This is a genomic window from Bacillus sp. GS3m_15504, assembly GCF_055825275.1.
Window position 1 is genome coordinate 311,730 of the sequence record NZ_JBVVNL010000002.1, and the last position, 26,054, is coordinate 337,783.

General features: G+C 38.2%; 3 protein-coding genes. All 3 read right to left on the reverse strand.

Annotated features, from left to right (window positions below; translation table 11 throughout):
- Positions 1–140 precede the first annotated feature (140 nt).
- Genes AC0L0O_RS20995 through AC0L0O_RS21005 form a run of 3 tightly spaced genes read right to left on the reverse strand, consistent with a single transcriptional unit; the run spans position 141 to position 26,049 of the window.
- A complete protein-coding gene (locus AC0L0O_RS20995; protein WP_473786043.1) occupies positions 141–15,023 on the reverse strand; it encodes a non-ribosomal peptide synthetase in 14,883 nt (4,960 codons plus the stop codon).
- Positions 15,020–21,490: an amino acid adenylation domain-containing protein gene (locus AC0L0O_RS21000; RefSeq protein WP_473786044.1), complete on the reverse strand. Its 6,471-nt coding sequence runs from the start codon at positions 21,488–21,490 to the stop codon at positions 15,020–15,022. Before AC0L0O_RS21000 ends, AC0L0O_RS20995 begins: the two co-directional genes overlap by 4 nt.
- 2 nt (positions 21,491–21,492) lie before the next feature.
- Positions 21,493–26,049 (reverse strand): amino acid adenylation domain-containing protein, encoded by a 4,557-nt coding sequence (locus AC0L0O_RS21005; protein ID WP_473786045.1) that lies wholly within the window; start codon positions 26,047–26,049, stop codon positions 21,493–21,495.
- Between the last annotated feature and the right edge of the window lie 5 nt (positions 26,050–26,054).

Here is a 26,054-nt window from a genome sequence, read left to right on the forward strand (position 1 = left end):
AGGTTTCTATGTCTCTATCAAGTAATTTTTCCATTATCCTCTTAAAAAGTAATACTCTTGATATATTCATTATTGCCTACACTTTATTTGCAGTTATTGGGCTGCCCTTTTCGTTCATAGCGTTGCATCTTTTGTACTCTCTACTTTTCAGTTAATGAAAGGGATGTTTCTTTTATCCCTTCAAATTCATTTAATAGGTACTTAGCTATCTTTTCAACTGCGGGGAAGTCTGCTATTTCTTCATGTGATCCAGGGACAGAATACTCATTTACTCTTCCTTTTAATAAAGGTCCCCAATCTGTAAACAACTCTTTTCCTTCCTCAGCACTAAAGTAGATAACTTCTCCAAAGTATGGTATCAAATCACTCTCTGCCATTAAGTTCAGGCATTTCCTATGAGCATTGATAACTTGCTTCAAATTCATAAGATTTGCATCAGGCGGGAGTACTCCTTCCATAATTAATCGCTCCACAAGCATATCTTGCTTATGGACGAGGCCTTCTTCCTGCTCAGTAAAATCTCTAGGAATGAAATGTTCAGATATATATGAGAGCATATCCTCCCTTGTTTTACGATCTTGCTCTGAAGGTACTTTAGTATCCATTAGTACCAAAAACTCAACTTCCTCTCCTTGATTCCTTAATACAGTTGCAATTTTATAAGCAATTGCACCGCCTAAAGACCATCCTCCAAGACGATATGGGCCTTCTGGCTGAACACGTTTTATTTCTTCAATGTAAAGTTGAATTACTTCCGGCAAAGTCAAATCATCAATTTCTCTCTTTTCTATGAGAGGATTCTGTAAACCATAAAATGAACAGTGGTTCTTAAGCAATCTTGCTAGTTGAATGTAACAAAATACATTTCCCATAAACGGATGAACGCAAAAGAAAGGTCTTTTCTCTGATTCTTGTAGTGGAACCAGCGCTGATACAGATTTTGTCATATCATGCTTATCACGAATAAGGCATGCGATTCCTTCCAATGTTGGATTCTTAATCAATGTAGACACCTTAATCTCTTTTCCAAACTTCTCCTTAATTTTTGAAATTAATTTAATTACAAGGAGAGAATGTCCCCCTCTATTAAAGAAATCATCATTTACATAGACATCTTCTATCTGTAACACATCCTGCCAGATTTTAATCAACTGATATTCAATTTCATCCCTTGGAATGATTGGTGTAGACAAATTATTTTCTCTTTGAATTGTTAAACTGTTCAATGCCTTTCGATCAACTTTTCCATTCGGTGTAAGAGGAATCTTGTCTACCTTTATAAAGTGTGCGGGAACCATATAATTCGGTACTTGTGTCTTGAGATATTCACGCCAGTCATGCATACTTCCATCTCCAACTACATAAGCAACCAATCTCTGCTCTCCTAGCTTATCCTCTGTCACCAAAACTACCGCTTCTTTTACCAATGGATGACTCTCTAGATTTGCTTCAATCTCTTCAAGTTCAATACGGAATCCTCGAATTTTCACTTGATTATCAATTCTTCTCAAGTAATCTAAATTACCATCAGGTAAATAACGAACCAAATCTCCCGTACGATATAAACGCTCTTCTTCATTAAATGGATGACGGATGAATCGCTCTGTTGTTAATTCTGGACGATTCAAGTATCCTCGCGCTATACCTGCACCACCAATATATAGCTCACCTGTTACACCCACTGGAACAGGTAACAAATTTTTATCTAATACATAAGTTTGAACGTTCGGCAACGGACGTCCAATTGTAACTCTCTTACTATCTGTTTCGATATGATAACACGTTGCATCAACCGTACATTCTGTAGGACCGTATACGTTATAAAAATCAATTTTTTCAGTCTCTACTAGCTGTTTCCATAATGACGGCATGATTGCTTCACCACCGACCAATATCTTGCTTGGCACATGAACATCAGCACTTGTTTCTAGTAATCCTCCATCTATAAGTAATTGAAGTAATGAAGGTGTCATATCAAACATTTCCAATTTATTCTCCCTAATATAAGACACAAATCGTTCCGGATTAGTGCGAACTTCACTTGGGATAATATATAAACTTGAACCATACAGCAGCATTTGTAATTGCTGAATAGATACATCAAAGGCAATTGACGCATTTAAACCGACTCTCATATTATTAGGTATTTCATGTGAGAAAACTTCTTTTTGTAAACCATATGATAGGTTTATTACAGAATGGTGCTGTACTAAAGCACCCTTTGGATTCCCTGTCGAACCAGAAGTATAGATAACATACGCTAAGTTTTCCCCTGTTACCTCACATATTGGTGAAAGTTTGCTTTCTTGAGAAAGCATCCCTTGATCCCTATCTAGGCAAACTATCTTGATGTCTTTAGGTATCCATCCTAGTAATACCTCATTTGTAACTAACACTTTAATTCCCGTGTCTTCTAAAATATATTGCAGGCGGCTTTCCGGATTCGATGGATCCAATGGAACATAGGCTGCTCCAGCCTTCCAAATTCCCATGAGACCAACAACCATCTCAACTGATCGATCAAAGCAGAGGCCAACTAATGACTCTGTCCCAATTCCACATTTCTGTAAATGATGGGCTAATTGATTAGCTCTTTCATTCAGCTCTCGATACGTTAGTTGCTGTTTTTCATCTACCACTGCCACCGTGTCAGGTGTACGATTTACTTGCTCTTCGAATAGTTGATGAATTACATTCTCACGTGGATAGGATATAGCATTATTATTCCATTCTTCCAATAGCCTTCTTTGTTCAGCCTCCGTAATATATACTAGCTCCGATAGATTTTGATCAATGTTTTTGAGCATTTGCATTAACACTTTGTGTAAATGACCCAGCATTCGTTCAATGGTTACTCTATTAAACTTACTACGATCATACATTAACTTTAACGATAACTGGATTCCTGGAACTACAGCCAATCCTAATGGGTAGTGGGTTTGTTCTACCCCTTTCAATTCACCAATTTCCAGATTTTCTGAAGATTCTTCTTTCACTGGATAATTTTCAAACACATATAAATAATTGAACAGCGGTGTACCTCTAGGAACCTCACTCCACCCCTGAATCTCTGTCAAAGAAGCATATTCATATTGTCTTCTTTCTATCTCTTCCTCTTGTATCTTCTGCAACCAATCTATTACTTTTATATCATCCATCAATTGAATTCGCGTCGGTGACGTTGTAATGAAAGGACCTACGATGTTTTCAACATCAATAATCTCCGTAGGACGCCCTGAGCTTGTTACACCAAAGACAATGTCATTTTCTCCACTATATCGGCTCATGAGATATGCCCATGCACCTTGAATTACTGTACTCAAAGTAAGTTTATTTCGTTTCGCCCATCCTTGTAACTCTTGAGTCTGCTCTTCTGATAAATACGTGACCTTCTCTGAGTAACCTTTTTCTTCCTCTTTACTTCCTAAACCCAGTAAAGTTGGTGCAGTAAAACCTTTTAGCTTCTCTCTCCAGAATTGTTCCGCCTGCTCCTTATCTTGTTCTCTGAGCCATTGGATATATTTCTTATATGGTGAGGGTTTAGGTAACTTTACAGCTTCTCCATTCATTCTCTTCTGATAGACTGTAAGTAATTCATTAAAGACCAATGGTAAACTCCATCCATCCAGTAAAATATGGTGATGTGTCCAAACAATCCGATATTCTTCCTCACCTTCTTGAATGACCGTTACCCGCATTAATGGCGCTTCATCAAATTGGAAGGCTTGTTTTTGATCTAATGCCAAAAAGACTTTCCTTTTTTCCTCTATCTCTTTAGTTGTCATTGTACGCCAGTCTTCTTTGTTCACTTTAAATGGGATATTTTCATACACCACTTGTAATGGTTCTTCAATTTCGTCCCAAACAAATGCTGTACGAAAAATTTCATGCCGCTGAATTACAGATTTCCACGCCTGCTCAAAAGTAGGAATATCCATTTTCCCTTTAATCATAAAACTTAATTGCACTATATACGGTGCAACATGTTCATTTCCTTGGTCATGCAATGTGTGGAAAATCATACCTTCTTGCAAAGGTGATAGTGGATATAAATCAGTAATCTGATTGTTCTTTCCACGATTCATTTTGTTTAGTACATTTGTCAAACCTACTTGGTTAAGATTAGCCATTGCAAAATCCGAAACGGTCAGCGCAGATTCTCTATTTGAGGATTGAATCAATCCGCTCAGTTGGTGAAGCATATTCTGTGCAATACTTTGAATCGTTGATTTCGCAAATTGTCCAACATTGTATACCCAAGTGAACTGAAGTTTTCCATCCGTTATAACCCCAATTACATCAATTAAATGCGATCGCTTGGAACCAGAAGCATGATTTAAGCGCTTAAATTCGTTCTCCGGCATAAACATTGCATCGCTAGAAAACATTTGATCAAATTGTCCAAGATAGTTAAAACTAATAGACGGTGTATGTTGAGAGCTCAATTGCTCACACATTGTTGCGTTCATGTAACGCAACACCCCATAATCAACACCCTTATTAGGAATTTTGCGAACTTGTTCTTTAACTGCTTTTAATGCTGCAATTGGCGTATTAGCACTAGTAATATTTAAATGAACTGGGTAAATACTTGTAAACCATCCCACGGTTCTCGATAAATCAACATCTTCAATAATCTCTTCTCGACCATGTCCCTCTAAATCTACGCTTAATATCGGCTGCCCCGTACATGCTGCTGTAGCTTGTACTAATGCTGCTAATAATACTTCATTGATTTGGACACGGTGAGTGCTTAAAGTCTCTTGCAATAACATACGGGTCTCATTCTCATTTAACACCACAGTAATTTCCTCAGTTACTGCGCTTACTGGATTACTTATAGTATCATCTACTGGCAGTATAACTACGTCTTGTTCAGCCTGCTGCTCCCAGTAATGTAGCACTTCTTTTGATATTCCAGTTTCAGCGTAATGTTGTAATTTCTCCGACCATTCTTTATAAGATGTACTCTTCATAGGTAATTGAATGTTTTGCCCTTGGACTGCTTGCGTATATGCTGTTTGCAAATCTTCCAATAAAATTCGCCAAGAAACACCATCCACGGCTAAGTGATGAATTGTCCAAAATAATCGGCCAGTCTTCTCACCTTCATCAAAATACACCATTCTCATTAAAGGACCATCATGTAAATTCAATCTTTCTTGTGCAACATTAATCTCTTTTTGAATAACTCCATGCCAATCCGCTTCCGGCACTTCGTCTAATGAAATGACAGTCAGCATCAATTGTTCTTCAATTCCTTCATTCCACTGTTCCCAAGTCCCATTAGGTAAACGTTCATATCTTAAACGCAGGGCATCATGGTGAAGTAAAAGGTTACGCGCTGCCTTTTCCAGTGATCCTATATCCAATTTTTCTTTCGTTCTAAAGAACATGGATTGATTCCAATGATGTGGATTAGGATGATTTTGTGCAAAAAACCTTTGCTGAATAGGTGTAAGTATCGTCTCTCCAGTTATAATTCCCTGTTCAGCTTGTACACCTTGTTCTTCTTTGACTACTTGCGCCAACTCAGCAATCGTTTGGTGTTCAAATATTTGTTTTGGTGTCAATTGTAAACCAGTTTGCTTCGCACGAGAGACAATCTGAATGCTAAGAATTGAATCTCCACCAATTTCAAAAAAGTTATCATAAATACCAATACGTTTTGAACCCAGCACACGTTCCCAAATGATAGAAAGCTTGTGTTCACGTTCATTTCTTGGGGCTACATAGCTTTCTTGTGTTCCTTGATAATCTGGTATAGGCAATGATTTCCGATCAACCTTTCCATTTATGGTTAGCGGTAAATCTTCCATTTCGACGAAGTAGGAAGGTATCATATGGGTTGGCAGTTTTATTTTAAGATACTCACGCCATTCTTCTAAACTGCCTTCGCCCACTATATAAGCTACCAACCTCTTATCTCCCGATTGATTTTCCCTAACTATTACAACTGCCTCTTTTATCAAGTCATGCTCCTGTAAAGTCGACTCAATCTCCCCAAGTTCGATTCGAAATCCTCTAATCTTCACTTGATTATCCACTCTTCCTAAATAGTCTATATTACCATCAGAAAGATATCTTACGAGATCGCCTGTTCTATATAATCTCTCGCCTTCTTTGAATGGATGAGAAATAAATCGTTCGGATGTTAACTCTGGACGATTTAAGTATCCCCTCGCTAGACCCGCTCCTCCGATATAAAGTTCGCCCATCACACCAACTGGAACTGGCAACCCATTTCTATCCAATACATAAGTTTGAACGTTCGGCAACGGACGCCCAATCGTTACTCTCTCACTATCTTTTTTGATATGATAGCATGTTGCATCAACCGTACATTCTGTAGGACCATATACATTATAAAACTCAATTTTATCAGTCTCTACTAGCTGTTCCCATAATGACGGCATAATCGCTTCGCCGCCAACCAATACCTTACTTGGAACATGAACACCATCGGACGTTTCTAACAATCCGGCATCTATAAGTAATTGAAGCATTGAAGGTGTTATATCAAAGATTGCTAACTTGTTCTCTCTAATATAAGCTACAAACTGTTCCGGATCACTTCGTACTTCATTCGGGATAATATACAAACTTGAACCATACAACAGCATTTGTAATTGCTGAATAGATGCATCAAAGGCAATTGACGCATTTAAACCGACGTGCATGTTAGATCGTATCTCATGTTCGAAAACCTCTTTTTGTAAACCATGCGACAAGTTTATTACAGAATGATGCTGTATCAAGACACCCTTTGGATTCCCCGTCGATCCCGAAGTATAGATAACATACGCTAGGTTTTCTCCTGTTACTTCACATTTTGGTGAAAGAATGCTTTCTTTTGAAATCATTGCTTGATCCCTATCTAGACAAACTGCCTTGACTTCTTTGGGTATCCAACCTTCTAATGACTCATTCGTAACTAATACTTGAATTCCAGTGTCCTCCAAAATATATCGTATGCGACTTTCTGGATATGATGGATCCAATGGAACATATGCTGCTCCAGCCTTCCAGATCCCCATAATACCAACAATCATCTCAACTGAACGCTCAAAGCAAAGTCCAACTAATGATTCAGCCCCAATCCCACATTGCTGAAGATAGCGGGCCAATTGATTAGCTTTTTCATTCAGCTCTCGATATGTTAACTGCTGTTTTTCATCTACCACTGCTACCGCATCAGGTGTACGATTTACTTGCTCTTCAAACAGCTGATGAATCGTACTTTCCTGCGGATATGCTACAGCATCATTATTCCACTCTTCCAACTGTTTTTGCTGTAATCCTGTTAATATAGGCAACTTAGCTAATGATTTATCAGGATTCTCCACGATTACATTCAACCAGTTTCCAAAATGTTCAGCCATGGATTCAATAGTTAAGCTATCAAATAAATCAGTTCTATAAACAAAAGTAAGTAATAAACCCTCTTCCACTTCTGCAGCAGTTAAACTTAAATCAAACTTAGCGATTGGAGCATTACTTTCCATTACTTCTATATTTCTTCCATGTAGTTCTGGTAGCTTCTGTCCCGCATTTTGCAAAGTAAACATGGTTTGGAAAATCGGAGAATAGCTTGTATTTCGTTCAGGTTGGATAACCTCTACAATTTTCTCAAACGGAACATCTTGATACTCATACGCCTTCAATGCTTTTATCCGCACTTGAGACAACAACTCTTGAAATGCCGGTGTATTACTTAAATCAGCTCGATAAACCAATGTATTGACAAAGAAACCAATCAGTCCTTCAATTTCTTGATAATTTCGATTTGCAATTGGGCTGCCAACAATAATATCCGTTTGTCCTGTATAACGAGCAAGGAAACTTTGATACGATGCCAATAAGGTCATGAAAAGTGTGGCCCCTTCTTGACGACTTAGTTCGTTTAATTTGTCCAGTAATGAGCGCGATAACAAAACATTATGAGTTAATCCATGATGGTTTTGCACTGGCGGACGCGGACGATCCATGGGCAACATTAAGACTGGTAACTCACCAGATAATTCTTCCTTCCAATATGCAAGTTGTTGATATAGTACTTCATCTTTCAACCATTCTCTTTGCCACTGAGCAAAATCGGCATATTGAACTGGTAGTGGTTCCAGCTCTGCTTGTTTTTCACCAATCGCATTCTCATAAAATGCCATCCATTCTTGAAGCAAGATTTCCATCGACCATCCATCCGAGATAATATGATGCATATTACACAAAAGAACCCATTCTTCTTCTGAAATTCTTATGAGTTTCCCACGGAACAATGGCCCTTGTTCTAAATCAAATGGAGATTCGACTTCAGTTTGAATCCATTGCTCCAACTTTCTTTCTCGCTCCTCTAATGAAAGCTTAGTTAAGTCCATTTGCAGAAGCGGACGGAAAACGTACGGTTGAATCTGCTGCACAGGATGGCCATCCTCTTCATAAAATACAGTCCGCAAAGATTCATGACGCTCTATCAACTGATTCCATCCCAACTCCAATGCCTCTGGTAACCAATTCCCTGTAAGGCGGCATACCATTGGCATATTATAAAGTGCACTATTAGGTGCAAATTGATCAATAAACCATAAACGCTGTTGGGCGTAAGATAGTGGCATATTATTTCCGCGTTCCACCGGCACCAATGGTGGAATTTCTCGTTTTTCGCTCCCCTTACGTAACTGATCTATTCGTTTCGATAATGCCTCGACCGTTGAATATTCGAACAGTTCACGTACTGACAATTTGATTTGAAAGACTTCCTGTAAGCGTGAGACCACTTGTGTAGCAAGTAGAGAGTGACCACCAAGCTCAAAGAAAGAATCCTGAACATCAATGTCTCTTATTCCTAGCACTTGACTCCACACTGAAGCAATAAGTTCTTCCAGCGGAGTTCTTGGGTATACAGTATTTTCAGCGGATTGTTCACTAAGTATAGGCAATGCCTTCAAATCAAGTTTTCCATTCGGTGTAAGTGGTAAAAAATCCATCTCAATAAAATTTGTTGGAACCATGTAATTTGGTAAATGTGTTTGTAGATATTCTCGCCATTCATGGACACTTCCTTCACCAACCACATAAGCTACTAATCTCTTATCACCTTGATGATTCTCTCGTACCAATACAACTGCTTCTTTCACAGAAGAATGTGCCTGCAAAACAGCTTCTATTTCTCCCAACTCAATCCGGAAACCACGAATTTTCACTTGGTCATCTATACGTCCATGGAACTGGAGATTACCATCAGAAAGATAACTTGCTTTGTCTCCTGTATAATAGAGACGTTCTCCTGACTTGAAAGGATGTGGAATAAATTTTTCCTTTGTAAGATCCGGACGATTAGCATATCCACGTGCAAGACTCTTCCCTCCAATATAGAGATCTCCAATTACACCAATTGGTACTAACTGAAGATGAGAATCTAACACATAAACTTCTGTATTCGCAATCGGTCGACCAATCGATGGCGTACCTGTTGTCACTCCTACGGGTACATAACAATCTGTGGTAACAACGGTATTTTCCGATGGACCATACTGATTAATTACCGCAAAAGGAATATCGTTAGATGGATACTGCGTTAATTGATCCCCACCAGTAATGATAAAACGAAGATCCGTTTTATCTGGCCAAGATAATTTCAAGAGCCTTTCCAGTATAGGTGTAGGTGCAAAGCTAGCTGTTATTCGTGAATCAATGAGCCAATCTCTTAGTGCTTCTGGATTAATTCTTAGTTCCTCTGTTGACAAGTAGAGCGCTGCGCCAGCAGTTAGATACGGCCAAATCTCCTGGACAGCCGAATCAAAAGCAACCCCTGCAATCTGAGTCGCACGATCCTCTGCTGAAATATGATAAACTTCCTGATGCCAAGAAACCATATTCATTAATGACCGATATTCAACCATGACACCCTTCGGTTTTCCTGTAGAACCAGAGGTATAGACAATATAGGCTAAGTTCTCTGGATTTATTTGACGTGTAGGTGCGATTACGCTTTCCACCGTTAATTCTTCTAACCTCACCATTTCGACGTGTGCGAAATGTCCTTCTTGTCCTTCTGCCGTCACTACAAATTGAATTCCCGCATCTTCAATCATGTATTCTAACCTTGATTTTGGATATAACGGATCTAAAACGACATAAGCTCCACCAGCTTTTAAAATACCTAGTAAACTTGCTATCAGCTCAGCTGACCTCGGAAGATAAACTGCTACCACTGACTCTGGGGCTACTCCCTTTCGCTGTAAAACATTTGCCAACTGATTTGCTTTTTTATCCAGTTCACCATAAGTCCACTGTTTTGTTTGATCAACTACCGCAATCCCATCAGGACGCCTTGCTACTTGCTCTTCAAATCTGTCGCAAACAAGACCCTGATGAGACATTTCCATTACAGTGTCATTCCATGTTTCTAATAACAAAGTACGCTCGGGTTCTGATAGCATGCTCAGGTCATGCAACGGATTTTGTGGGCGATGAGAAACTTCATGTAGCCATTTCTCAAAGTGTCCTGCCATCCGTTCAATAGTAGTAGCATTGAATAAATCCTTATTGTACTCAAAAGTAAAAAGTAATCCCTCTTCCGTCTCAGCTGCCATTACACTTAAATCAAACTTTGCAATTGGACTATGGCTTTCTATCATTTCAATACTTCTACTAGATAACACCGGAAACTCTTGTTTCATATTTTGCAAGATGAACATAGTCTGGAAGATTGGCGAATGACTTGTACTTCGCTCCGGTTGCACAACTTCTACAATTTTTTCAAATGGAATATCTTGATATTCATACGCCTTCAATGCCTTTTGACGAACCTGATACAGTACATCTTGAAATGTCGGTCTACCACTCAAATTAGCTCGATAAACCAGCGTGTTAACGAAGAAACCAATTAGTCCTTCAATTTCTCTATAATTCCGATTCGCAATTGGGCTTCCGACCAGAATGTCTTCTTGTCCCGTATAACGAGATAGAAAACTTTGATATGCAGCTAAAAGCGTCATGAAGAGTGTAGCCCCTTCTTTTCGACTAAGTTCATTCAATTTATCATGTAGCGTGCTTGGCAGAACCAGAGTGTATGTCGACCCGTGATGTGTTTGTATTGCGGGACGCGGGCGATCCATAGGAAGTTGGAGTACAGGAAGCTCCCCAGACAATTCTTCCCTCCAATATTGGAGTTGTTGATCAAGCACCTCCTCCTTTAGCCATCCTTTTTGCCACTGAGCAAAGTCGGCATATTGAACCGGTAATGGTTCAAGTTCCGCTACCTTTCCATCCGTTGCTTTCTCATAAAATGCCATCCATTCTTCAAGTAGGATTCCCATTGACCATCCATCTGAAATGATATGATGTAGAGTACAAAGGAGTATCCATTCTTCTTCTCCCACGTGCAAAATACTTGTCCTGATTAATGGACCCTCTGTTAAATCAAATGGCACTTCTGTTTCTTGTTGAATTAAACGTTTAACTTCTTTTTCTTGATCTTCAGAAGAAAGCATAGTTAAATCCGTTTTCGGAATTGATTGAAAAGCATACGGTTCAATTTGCTGTACGGGTTGACCGTTCACTTCGTGAAAGACCGTCCGCAGTGATTCATGACGTTCTATTAGTTGATTCCATCCCGTTTCCAATGCTTCAAGTAGCCAATTCCCTGTAAGGCGGCATACCATTGGCATATTGTAAAGGGCACTATTAGGTGTAAATTGATCAATAAACCATAAGCGTTGTTGGGCATAAGATAGTGGAATAGCTTCTCCCCGTTTCATTGGTATTAGTGGCGGAATCTCTCGTTTTTTATCTCCTTTACGTAACTGATCTAATCGCTTTGCCAGTGACTCCACCGTTGTATATTCAAATAGTTCACGTACTGGTAATTCGATTTGAAAAATCCCCTGTAAACGTGACACTACTTGAGTAGCTAGTAGTGAATGACCACCAATTTCAAAAAAGGAATCCTGAACACTAATATTTTTTATTCCTAACACTTGGCTCCAAACGGAAACGATAAGCTCCTCCACTGGTGTTCGTGATGAAGTAATATCTTCACTTACGAACTGTTCTTCTAATTCCAGTAAGGCTTTCCGATTCACCTTACCATTTGGAGTGAGTGGCATACCTTCAATTTGGAAAAAGTATGCTGGAACCATATAATGTGGCAGTTGCTTCTTGAGATATTCACGCCACTCTCCAGTATCCCCTTCGCCCACTACATAAGCTACTAACTGCTTATCTCCTGGTCGATTTTCCTTCACCAACACGACTGCTTCTTTTACAGATGAGTGATCATGTAAAGCTGCTTCAATTTCTCCCAATTCAATTCGGAATCCTCTAATTTTGACTTGGTTATCTATTCTTCCAATATATTCTAAGTTACGATCATTCATATATCTCACCAAGTCACCCGTTCGATATAATCGTTCCCCGTCCTTAAAGGGATGCGGAATAAAACGTTCAGTAGTTAAATCTGGTCGATTTAAGTAGCCACGTGCCAATCCTACTCCTCCAAGGTAAAGTTCCCCTGCCACACCAATCGGGACCACTTGTTGATATTGATCTAACACATACAACTCTGTATTATCAATCGGACGACCAATCGGAATAAGTATTGGTTCTTTTTCTAAATCACAATCAAAATAAGTCACATCCACAGTCGCTTCAGTAGGACCATACAAGTTAATTAGCTTTGTTTGCTGAACATTGTAAAAGATTCCCTTAAACCGGCGAACCTGCTCAGTGTTTAACGCTTCTCCACTAGTAAAAACTTGAATTAAAGACGATACATCCCTTTTCGAATTATATAGTTCCATATAATCTAAGAAAGTAGATAACATCGACGGAACAAAGTGCATGGTGGACACACGATATCGTTCAATATACTCCTCAATGACCGCAGGGTCTTTCTCTCCTCCTGGTGGAAGTAAACAAACACGTGCTCCTACAAATGACCACCAAAATAATTCCCAGACAGAAACATCAAACGAAAACGGTGTCTTTTGTAAGATTGTATCGTCCTCGGACAATGGGTATTTTTTCTGCATCCACTGTAGGCGATTGATAACGGAATGATGTTCAATCATTACCCCCTTTGGATTTCCCGTCGAACCTGAAGTGTATATAATATAGGCTAAGTTATTTGCTGTTACTCCACTTACCGGAGCTAAATTACTCTCTTTAGAAATCATCGCTTGATCCCGGTCTAAACAAATTGCTTGAATATCTTTAGGTAACCAGTCCTGTAGTGTCTCTTTTGTTAACAGCACTTGAATTTGTGAATTCTCCAAAATATATCTCAGGCGGTTTTCGGGATAACTTGGGTCCAGTGGGACATAAGCCCCACCTGCCTTCAAAATCCCAAAGAGACCGATAATCATATCAGGAGAACGTTCAATACATATACCGACCAATGATTCAGGTCCGATACCTCGTTTTTGTAGAAAATGTGCCAATTGATTCGATTTTTCATTAAGTTCTTGATACGTTAGCTTTCCACCCTCATAAACTACCGCCACTGCATCAGGTGTCCGTGCAACTTGCTGCTCAAATAGCTCATGAATCATACAATCATGACCATAAACTACGTCCGTATCATTCCATTCTTCTAGGAGTTGTTTTTGCTCAGTATCCGATAACATTGACAGCTTTGTATATGATTCATCTGGATGATGCGTGATTTCATTTAGCCAGTTCTCAAAATGTACTGCCATACGTGCAATGGTACTACTATCAAATAAATCCGTGTTGTATTCAAACGAGACAAATAGACCTTCTTCCACTTCATAGGCAGTTAAGCTCAAATCAAATTTAGCAATAGACATATTACTTTCTACCATTTCAATACTTCTACCAGGAAAATCTAGTCGTTCTTGTTTTATATTCTGTAGTGTAAACATGGTCTGAAATATAGGGGAATGACTTATGCTTCGTTCAGGTTGCACAGCTTCTACCACTTTTTCAAATGGTATATCTTGATATTCATAAGCTTTTAACGCCTTTTTCTTTGTTTGGTTCAAAATCTCTCGAAAAGTAGGGGTGCCACTCAAATCTGATCGGTAAACCAACGTATTAACAAAGAAACCAATTAATCCTTCTACTCCCTTATGATTCCGATTTGCAATCGGACTACCAACTAGAATATCTTTTTGTCCCGTATAACGAGCAAGAAAGCTCTGGTATGCGGCCATTAAAGTCATAAATAAAGTAGATCCTTCTTGTCGACTTATATCCTTCAATTGACTGAGCAATTCATAAGGAAAAATCACATGATGCGTAGCCCCAGAGTAAGTCTGCTTAACCGGTCGAGGTCGATCCACTGGCAGTTGTAAGATAGGAAGCTCACCAGACAATTCTTCCTGCCAATACGTAAGCTGACGATTTAGCACATCACCTTGCAACCACTCCTTTTGCCACTTCGCAAAGTCTGCATATTGAATAGATAGTGAACTTAATTTAGCAGGATTTCCTCCCGTTTCTTCTTCATAGAAAGCAAGGAATTCATTCATGAATATACCAATAGACCAAGCATCAGAAATAATATGATGCATCGTACACAGTAATAACCATTCATCCTTCTCTAATTGAACAAGCTGATTACGAATTAAAGGACCATTCATTAAATCAAATGGTTCTTGCGCTTCTCTCGCAATTAAACTATCTACCTCTTTTTCTTTTACTTCTAGAGGAAGTTGAGAGTAATCTCTTACAGGTAATGCTCTAGGAAGGAATTCGACAATTTGTTGCACTGGCTGTTCTCCTATTTCTTTAAAAACAGTTCGTAGTGATTCATGACGTTCAATGAGTCGATTGAATCCCTTCTCTAATGCTTCAGGTATCCAATTTCCTTTTAGATGCCATACTGTTGGAATATTATATAAAGAACTGTTTGGGTTAAATCTGTCCATAAACCACAAACGTTGTTGTGCATAAGACAACGGGAGTGCTTCTTTATTCTCCTTTTTTTGCATTTGCTTCTGAAGCCATGCTCTCTTCTCAGGAGAAAGTGAACTCAGCTTTGCAAGTAAATCACTTCTCATTTTTTTACCCCTTCCTCAATCAAATTACTCTCGAATATCCCTTGTGCTTCTTCCTCTGATAGCTCTTCTAATTGCTTAAGCAGTTCTAGTAATTCTTCATCATTACTGACTTCTGCTTCTTTTTGAATATAGTCTTGAAGACTTACATTCTCCTTACTATCATTCTGCATTTCTTGATTTTTGTTATAGAACAATTGATCAATCTGTTCCGCCAATTGCTGCACTGTATGAAACATAAATAAATCATGCAATGGTATCTCGATTCCAAAAGCCTCTTTAAGATTGGAAACAGCTTGCGTAGCGAGTAGTGAATGGCCACCAATTTCAAAAAACGAATCTTGAATTCCGATGTTTTCCATACCTAAAACTTCATGCCATATCGAAACGATTGTTTTTTCCGTAGATGTACGAGGAGCAATATAACCACTTGCTATTTCTTGTCTCTCTGGTGCTGGTAAGGCCTTCCTATCAATTTTCCCATTAGGAGTGAGTGGAAATGCATTTAATCCAACAAAATAGGCTGGAATCATATAATTTGGTAGTTGATCCTTGAGATAATCACGCCACTTTTGAGCATCCCCGTCTCCTACAACATAGGCGATCAAACGCGGATCGCCAGGATAATCTTCCCGCACCATCACAATAGCTTCGTTAACTAATGCATGCCTTTGTAATGCCGCTTCAATTTCTCCTAGTTCAATCCGGAACCCACGAATTTTTACTTGGTGATCGATTCGTCCAACATACTCCAAATTTCCATCTGGTAAATACCTTACTAGATCTCCAGTCCGGTATACTCGCTCTCCTTCTTTAAACGGATGCGATATAAAACGATTTTGCGTTAAGTCAGGGCGGTTTAAATATCCACGTGCTAACCCTGATCCACCAATGTATAGCTCACCAACTACACCAATTGGAACCAGTTTTTGTTCGGCACTCAGTACATATACTTCTGTATTGAATATTGGTTTACCAATTGGTGGTACCCTATGCATGACACCCTTTTCTAATTCCATATACGTGGAATACGTAGTATCTTCGGACGGTCCATATAGGTTGTACACCTTTTCAATCGTACTTCTCTCGTATAAATCTTGAACAAGCGAATATGGCAATGGTTCTCCAGCCAAATTCATCACCTTTACCGAAGAAGGTATTGTTTTTGTTCGAACCAGTTCCTTCGCTGCCGATGGCACAGTATTAACCAAAGTTACACCTTTGGAAGACAACTTCTCTAGATGTAAAGCATTTTCAGTGACAATCACCTTACCACCCATCGTTAAGGGAACAAATACTTCAAAAACGGATAAATCAAAAGATAGCGAAGTTGAAGCTAACACTCCCGCTAATTCCTTTCGGGAATACGTGTGATGCGCCCAATGAATCATTGTTACTGTATTCCTGTGCTCAATCATTACTCCCTTTGGATTTCCAGTGGAACCTGAAGTATAGATAATATAGGCTAAGTTATCAGCCGTCACTTCACTCATACATACCGTAGTTACTTCTTGTTCTATTTCTGCTCGATTACCATCAATACAAATCACGTCAATGAATTTAGGTATAACCATTTTTTGTTGTAACTTTTCCTGTGTCACCAGTACCTTTATTTGAGCATCTTCTAAAATGTACTGCAGTCGACTTTCCGGATACGCTGGATCAATTGGGACATATGCTCCTCCCGCCTTCATAATTCCTAAGAGACCGACAATCATCTCGGATGAACGTGTAACGCAAATCCCAACCAATGATTCGCATGTTACACCATTTTTTTGTAAATAATGTGCCAACTGATTCGAGCGTTCGTTCAACTCTCGATATGTTAGTTCTTCATCTTCGCACACTACTGCAATTGCTTCTGGTGTTTTTTCCACTTGTTCTTCAAACATTGTATGAATCGTGCTTTCTTCCATATCTATAACACTCGATTTATTCCATTCCTCTAGTAGTTGCTTATATTCTACTTTCGATAACATATTCAGTTCTGATAGTACACATTTTGGATGAGAGACAATTTGATTTAACCAATGTTTAAAATGACTTGCCATCCGTTCAATGGTTGTATCATTAAACAAATCAGTATTATATTCAAAGGTTAGTGATAATCCTTCTTCCGTCTCAGAAGCAAATAAACTCAAATCAAATTTGGCAACAGAAGCATGGCTTTCCATGAGTTCCATTTGTCTTTCAGATTGCTGAACAAACTCTTGTTTCGTATTCTGTAAAGTAAACATAGTTTGGAATATTGGTGAATGACTTGTATTCCGTTCAGGTTTTACGGATTCTACCACTTTCTCAAATGGGATGTCCTGATACTCGTATGCTTTTAGCGCTTTTTTTCTTACCTGCGACAAAAGTTCTTGGAACGTCGGATTTTCACTGAAATCAGCTCGATAAACCAACGTGTTTGCAAAGAATCCTATTAATCCCTCAATCTCTTTCACATTTCGATTAGCGATTGGGCTTCCAACTATAATGTCGTCCTGTCCTGTATAACGAGAAAGGAAGCTTTGATACGCTGCCATCAATGTCATAAATAAAGTGCATCCTTCTTGCAGACTTAAATCTTTGAGCTTTTCCTGTAGGGAATTCGCCACTATTAAGGACTGACTTGCACCACGATGGGTTTGAACTGCAGGTCTAGGACGATCCATCGGTAATTGTAAAACCGGTAGTTCCCCAGATAATTCTTCCTTCCAATATTGAAGGTGCTGATTCAAATTCTCTTCTTTTTGCCATTCCTTCTGCCACATGACAAAATCTGCATATTGGATAGATAACTCCTTCAATTCCGCCGGTTTGCCACTTAATGCTCCTTCATAAAAAGCCATCCATTCTTCAAGTAAGATTCCCATTGACCATCCATCTGAAATAATATGATGCATCGTACAAATGAGAATCCATTCTTCCCTGTCTACTTTCAATAATCGTGTTCGAATCAGAGGACCTTGCCCAAAATGAAATGGTTCCTCAGCTTCGTTTTGAATGAGGCGTTTCATTTCTCTTTCCCTATCTTCCAAAGAGAGATCTGTTAGATTCATTTGAGGAATATGTCTGAATACATGAGATTGAACTTGTTGAAAAGGTTCACCCTCTTGTTCTAGAATTGTCGTCCTTAATGATTCATGACGCTTCAACAATTGATTCCATCCGACCTCCAATGCTTCAATTGACCATTCACCTGTTAAGCGACACGCTGCATGGATATTGTACATAGCACTATTTGGCATTAATTGATTAATAAACCATAGACGTTTCTGCGCATAGGAAAGTGGGATAACTTCTTCTCGTTTCATAGGTACAAGGGGAGCAACCTCTCGTTTTTTATCTTCTTTTCGTAACTGATCCACTCGTTTTGCCAATGCTTCCACTGTATCGTGCTTGAAAAGTTCACGTAATGGAATTTTAATTTGGAACAGTTCTTGCAATCGAGATACGATTTGAGTAGCAAGTAGTGAGTGCCCACCACGTTCAAAGAAGGAATCCTGAATGCCAATATTTTCTGTTCCTAACACTTGACTCCAAACCGAGGCAATAAGCTCTTCCGATGGTGTCCGAGGTAGCACATTTAAATCTTCAATAGCTTGCTCATCAGGTGCTGGCAAGGCCTTTCGGTCGATTTTCCCATTCGGAGTAAGCGGGAAGTGTTCTAACTCTATAAAGTGCGCTGGAATCATATGATTCGGTAATTGTTTTTGTAAATACTCTCTCCACTCTTGGGTATTTCCATCGCTTATTACATATGCAACCAATCGTTGATCACCTGGACGATCTTCTCTAACTAATACGACAGCCTCTTTAATAAACGAACATTTTTCTAAAGTTGCTTCAATTTCTCCTAATTCAATCCTAAAACCACGCATTTTGACTTGATGATCCATTCTACCTATAAATTCTATATTTCCATCAGTTAGATATCTTACTGAATCTCCTGTTCGATATAGTCTTTCCCCCAATCGAAATGGGTGCGAAATGAATTTTTCAGCAGTAAGATTCTGACGATTTAAGTATCCACGCGCTAAACCAGCACCACCAATATATAACTCACCCTCAGTTCCTATTGATTGCAAGCGTTGATTTTGGTCTAATACATATAATTGCGTGTTCTGTATTGGCTGCCCAATAGAAACAAATTCTTGATTAGGCTGAATATCAAATGCATTCACATAAATAGTGGCTTCAGTTGGTCCATAAAAGTTGGTTAATTTCACTTGTCCACTATAATTCCATTTCTGTTGAAATCGTCTAACTAACCCTGAACTTAGTTCTTCTCCACCAGAAAATACATGGCGTACGGAGGAACAATTCATGTTCAATTCAATATGATTGAATTGATCTAAGAAAACAGATAACATCGAAGGTACAAATTGAACTATAGTAACCTGATGTTGTTTAATAACTTCAGCTATAATAGAAGGATCTTTTTCTCCACCTGGAGGTAAGAAAGATACACTTGCACCAACGTGAATGCCCCAAAACAATTCCCAAACAGAGACATCAAATGAGAATGGCGTTTTCTGCAAGACCACATCCTTTTCAGAAAGTGGATATTTATGTTGCATCCATTCTAGATAATTAATTACTGAATGATGCTCAATCATTACTCCCTTTGGATTCCCTGTAGATCCTGAAGTATACATAACATATGCTAAATTTTCTCCTGTTACACCACTTATACATGGGGTTGATTCTTCTTTTTCAATTGCAGTGTAATCTCTATTCATACAAATCGTTTCTATATTTTCAGATACAAACAAGTTTTTAGAATTTTCTTCCGTCACTAGTACTTCGATTCCAGCATCCTCTAATATATATCGAAGCCGACTCTCTGGATAAGTAGGGTCAAGTGGAACATACGCTGCTCCTGATTTTAGAATACCTAATAACGCTATCATCATTTGTAATGAACGTTCCATATATACACCAATTAGAGACTCTGGGCCTACACCATGCTTTTGTAAATAATGAGCTAGCTGATTTGCACGCTTATCCAACTCTTTATAGGTAATTTGTTCATTTTCGTAACTAGCCGCGATTGCTTCCGGCGTTTTTTTAACTTGCTCCTCAAATATTGTATGAACCATGCCTTCAGCCGAATAATTAACTTGAGTATGATTCCATTCCTCTAGTAACTGTATCTGTTCTTCTTCTGTTAAATGAGTAATTTCAAATAGTTTTGAATCTAGGCTCTTCGTCATCTGAATTAATATTTGCAATAAGTGATTCTGAATCCGATTTATTGTTTCTTCATTAAAAAAGCTTCGATCATACATCAACTTTAAAGTAATTTTCTTACCGGGCATTACAATGAGTGTTAAAGGATAATTTGTTTGTTCCGTGCTTTTAACATCTAGTAATCTTAAATCATCATTTCTCTCACCTTGAATTGGATAATTTTCAAACACATACAAGGTATGAAATAAGGAGCTATTTCGCGGAACCTCACTCCAGCCTTGAATATCTATCAACGAATTATACTCATACTGTCTTCGTTCCATTTCTTTCATTTGTATTTTACGAAGCCAATCTACTACTGATATATTATCCGTTAATCGAATTCTGGTAGGTAATGTGTTAATAAATAGCCCCACCATATTCTCTGCTCCCATTAAATCAGTAGGACGTCCAGCGCTAGTTACGCCAAATACGACGTCACTGTCACCGCTATACCTACTCATCAAATAAGCCCATGCACCTTGTACTAACGTATTCAATGTCAATCGACTATTTCGTACCCACTCTTGTAAATTCTCAGTGAGTTCCTCAGATACCTGATAAACACACTCTCCATAGCCCTTCTCCTGCCCTTGATCCTTTCTTTCCATCACTAATGGCGTAGGTGCATAGAACCCTTTTAATTCTTCTTTCCAAAATTCCTCTGCTTGACTTTGATCTTGTTTATTTATCCACTGGATATATTTTTTATAAGGAAGAGATTTAGGAAGATTCAACAATTCCCCCTTTATCATCTTGAGATAAACTTCCATCACTTCACTAAAGACCAATGAAACACTCCAACCATCTAGCAAAATATGATGATGTGTCCAAATAATTCTCGTTTCCCCTTCTGCTTCTTTAATCGCAGTAACTCTCATCAATGGTGCTTCATCCAATAAAAATCCTTTCCTACGATCTGCAGTCAAAAACTGGTGTAATTTCTTCTCCTTCTCCTCATGCGAATGGGTACTCCAATCCTCTTGATGAATAGTAAAAGGAAGACGTTCGTAAACTGCTTGTAGAGGTTTTTCTACTTCCTCCCAAACAAATACTGAGCGCAGAACCTCATGTCGTTGAATAACATATTTCCAAGCTTTTTCAAAAGTAGCAACATCCAATTGCCCCCCGAGCAAGAAACCTACTTGTACAATATAGGAAAAAGAATATTCATCATCTTGATCGTATAAAGTATGAAACAGTATTCCTTTTTGCAAAGGTGATAAACCATATATATCAATAACGTCTCCCATTTTTACACCCTCTTCTTTGTTAATTTAAGTAATACTTTGCTCAAGCTTTCTTCCGTAAGATCCTCTGCATCAGCAAAATCTGATACCGTAAAAGCAGACTCTGTTGTTGGTTTATTTATAAGTTGACGAAGATGCCTCAACATACCATCTGCTATTACTTGAATTTTTAATTTAGAAAACTGTTCTCTACTATACATCCAAATAAAATGTAACTTTTCATCTTTCACCATTCCGATAACATCAATTAGATGAGATGGCTTGGAATCTGGAGCATGATCTAAAAATGTAAACCCTGCCTCTTGCATAAACAAAGATTCCTTTGAAAACACCTGATCAAATTGGCCCAAATAGTTAAAGCTTATTGAAGGCTTTTGCTGATAAAACGGAAGTATTTCTTTATTCAAGTAACGTAAAATACCATAGTCTACTCCGTGATTCGGAATTCGACGCAATTGTTCTTTGACAGCCTTTAAGCCTTCAATTGGTGTTTTAGTTCCTTGAAAATTTAGATGAACAGGATAAATACTCGTGAACCAGCCAACTGTCCGTGATAAATCAATACCTTCAATCATCTCTTCTCTCCCGTGTCCTTCTAGATGAATAGAAACCGTGTGCTGATTTGTACAATCGACGATAGCTTGTCCTAATGCCGCCAATAGTACCTCATTAATCCTTGTCTTATGAGTGACTGGAACTTCGTGTAACAATGCTTGTGTTTCTTCTACCCCTAAAGTCCTCGTCACTTGATCAATCGATTCTTCTGTTGTTTCTTGTATTGGATAGTCCATTGGAATTGTCATCGTTTCTTTTTCTACTTGTTCATTCCAATAATCCTGTACTTCTTTTGAAATACCCGAATCACTGTATATCTGGAGTCGTTCAGACCATTCTTTAAAAGATGTACTTTTCGCAGGTAAGCGAATTCCTTGACCTTGTTTCATCTGGTTATATATCACCTGTAAATCTTCCAATAAAATTCTCCACGATACTCCATCTACTACTAAATGATGAATCACCCAGAACATTCGATCATTTCCAGTCAAGTTATCCTCAAAGTAAACCACTCTCATTAACGGACCAGTAACTAAATTGAAACTAGCTTGATTAATGTTCATCTCTTCTTGTATTATTTTATTCCACTCTTTTTCATTAACTTTGTTCCGTTTTACAACATGGAGTACTGACAGCTCATCAGTCCCTTCATTTCTCTGCCTCCATGTTCCGTTTGGTAACTGCTCGTACCTAAAACGTAAAGCATCATGATGTTTGATTAAATTTAATATTACTTCCTCTAGTAACTTCACATCTAATCTCTCTTTTACTCTTAAAAGCATTGATTGATTCCAATGCTCTGGATGTGGATGTTCTTGCTCGAAGAACCAGTACTGAATTGGAGTAAGAAGCACATCTCCTGTCACAATCCCCTGCTCCGCTTGTACTCCCTGCGTTTCTATAGCCACTTGTGCCAGCTCGGCAATAGTTGGGCATTCAAACATTTGCTTTGGAGTAAGTTTTAACCCTAATTGACTTGCTTGAGATATGATTTGAATACTGAGAATCGAGTCGCCACCAACTTCAAAGAAATTATCATAGATTCCCACTTTTTTAATACCTAATACTTGCTTCCAAATGGTAGCCAGTATCTGTTCATTACTATTCCGAGGGCCAATACATTCACTATTAATCTGCTTTTCCTCCGGCATAGGTAAGGCCTCACGATCAACTTTTCCGTTAGCTGTAAGTGGAATGATTTCCATCATCACATATCCCGAAGGTACCATATAGCTCGGTAGTTTCGCTTTAAGATACTCTCTCCACGAACCTATATTTCCACCTCCTACAACATAAGCTACTAATCGTTTATCACCCGGTTGATCTTCTCTTACAATTACAACTGCCTCTTTTATAGATGCATATGCATTTAAAGTAGACTCAATCTCCCCAATCTCAATGCGGAAACCACGTATTTTAACCTGATGATCAATTCTTCCACGATAATCCAGATTCCCATCTGGCAAATACCTCGCTAAGTCTCCTGTCCGGTATAATCTTGCTTTCGGATCACTACTAAATGGATGAGATATAAAGCGCTCTGCTGTTAATTCAGGTCTATTTAAATACCCACGTGCAAGCCCTGCCCCGCCAATATAAAGCTCACCATCTACACCTATAGGAACAGGTTGTTGATAAGCATCTAATATATACACTTCTAAATCTGGAATCCGTTTTCCGATATTACTTCTCGAAGCATGATGTACATCATCTAGAGTAATTGGATAATATGTAACATGAACTGTAGTTTCTGTAATTCCATACATATTAATTAGCTGTGGTTCTTTATCCCCATATCTTTGAAACCACGGTAACAAGCTAATGGGTTCTAACGCTTCTCCGCCAAATATCACATAACGCAGTTGCAAGTTTTTATTCTTATCTTCGTGTTCAACCACTCGTATTAATTGTCGAAATGCGGAAGGTGTCTGATTTAGAACTGTGACTTCTTCCTCCACCAATAATTGATAAAAATCTTTTGGCGATCGACTAATCCAGTACGGAACAACAACTAATTTCCCACCATATAATAATGCTCCCCAAATTTCCCATACTGAGAAATCAAATGCATAAGAATGAAAAAGCGTCCAAGTATCTTTTTCATTAAACTGATACCAACAATCCGTCGATTTAAATAACCGAATGACATTGTGATGCTCTATCATAACGCCCTTTGGATTCCCTGTTGATCCCGAAGTATAGATTACGTAAGCTAGATTTTGGGAATTCACATCAGAAACCGGCAAGGTCTTGCTTTCTTTCCAAATCTCATCTTGATCACGATCCAGGCAAATCGATTCAACATTTTCTGGTAACCATTTCAATTCTTTTAAACTTTCTTGCGTTATGAATAACTGAATGCTAGCATCCTCTAAAATATATTGAAGTCGCTGCTCTGGATATGTTGGATCAAGTGGAACATAAGCCCCACCAGCCTTCAAGATCCCTAAAATACCTACAATCATTTCGAGAGAACGTTCAACACACAGTCCAACTAAAGTATCAGGTCCTATTCCCTTTTTCTGCAGATAATGAGCTAACTGATTTGCACGTTCATTAAGTTGCCTATAGGTAACTTTTTCTTTTTCATACGTAACTGCAATAGCGTGTGGATAAATCATTGCTTGTCGTTCGAACAATTCATGAAGAGTTTCCCGAGGTGGGAAATCCAGCTTAGGATTGTTGAACTCAACTAAACTTTTTCTTTTATCTTCATCAGAAATAATTTTGATTTCAGCTACCTTCTGCTTTGGGTTTTCAAAAGTGTTTTCCATTATCGCTAACATAACGTTAAAAAAGCGTTTTATCTCTTCCTTAGAAAATAGCTCCTCACGATAATCAATATGTACATGTAAAGAGTCTATATCAATTAGATTTTCAATATGCACTGCAAAATCTTGTACCTCTTCACGGTTTGCTATCCATAGTGAGTCACCGCTTTCATCACGATCCCTATAATCAATCGTAGTTCCAAAAAGTCTCACATTGCTGTTATTCTCTTTATTAATCTGTTTTAATAATAAATCAAATGGATATTTCTGATGTCTTAATGATTTACTTTGTTTTCTGGACACCCTACCAATAAATGAAAGCACTTCTTCTTCTGGATTAATATCCATTCTTAAAGGAACTGTACTCACCATCATTCCAATCAATTTTCGTTCCATTTTAGTCATGCGGTTGCCGTAAGCCATTCCTAATGCAATATCAAGCGATGAGGTCCACCGATACATGGACAACGAGAAAGCAGCGACAAAAAGAGTATATAAACTAAATTTGTATTTTTCGGAAAAAAATTCTATTTTTCTCTTCAAATGCTCCGATAATATAAACGTTTCGCGTGATGCTTTGGTACTAACTTGATACGTATTATAGGGCTTCAATCCGGTCACAGATGGAAGTGTTTTAAATTCCTCTAACCAGAATTTTCGATCTTTTTGAAAACGACTACTATTCAAGTATGTTTGTTCATTGGCCAGAAATTGAACATATGAATTTTTAATTTCGCCTTCCTCAGTCTCGTTATGCATTTCATAATAATATTTTGCAATCTGCTCAGTAAATATTTGAATTGATAAACCATCCATGATAATATGATGAACATTTCCAAAGACTGCACATTCATCATCGTTTAATTTTATTAAAGCGAAATAGTATAAATTTGAATCAAATAATGTAAACGTTTCTTTTGTTTTCTGCTCTATCCATTCGTCAAGCAAATTTGAATTCTCAACATTACTGAAATCGAAAAACTCAAATTCTTGCTCTTCATGTTTAATAAAATATTGTTTAGGTTCCTGATGCCCATTTTCTTTTAATCTAATGCACAAACCGTCATTTTCACTGATAACACGATTCACAACTTGGTTTAATTTTGAATAATTCATTTTTCGATGAAGTTTAAATAAAAATCTTAAATTACATATCCCTTTATCAGAATGAATAACTTCTGTATACCAAATTCTTCGCTGCGGGTGACTTAATGGATAACTTTCCTCATTGGTCATAAAAA

Coding starts and splice junctions, on each gene's coding strand:
- AC0L0O_RS20995 (WP_473786043.1), bottom strand. CDS start 15,023: ATGAGAAGTGATTTACTTGCAAAGCTGAGTTCACTTTCTCCTGAGAAG.
- AC0L0O_RS21000 (WP_473786044.1), bottom strand. CDS start 21,490: ATGGGAGACGTTATTGATATATATGGTTTATCACCTTTGCAAAAAGGA.
- AC0L0O_RS21005 (WP_473786045.1), bottom strand. CDS start 26,049: ATGACCAATGAGGAAAGTTATCCATTAAGTCACCCGCAGCGAAGAATT.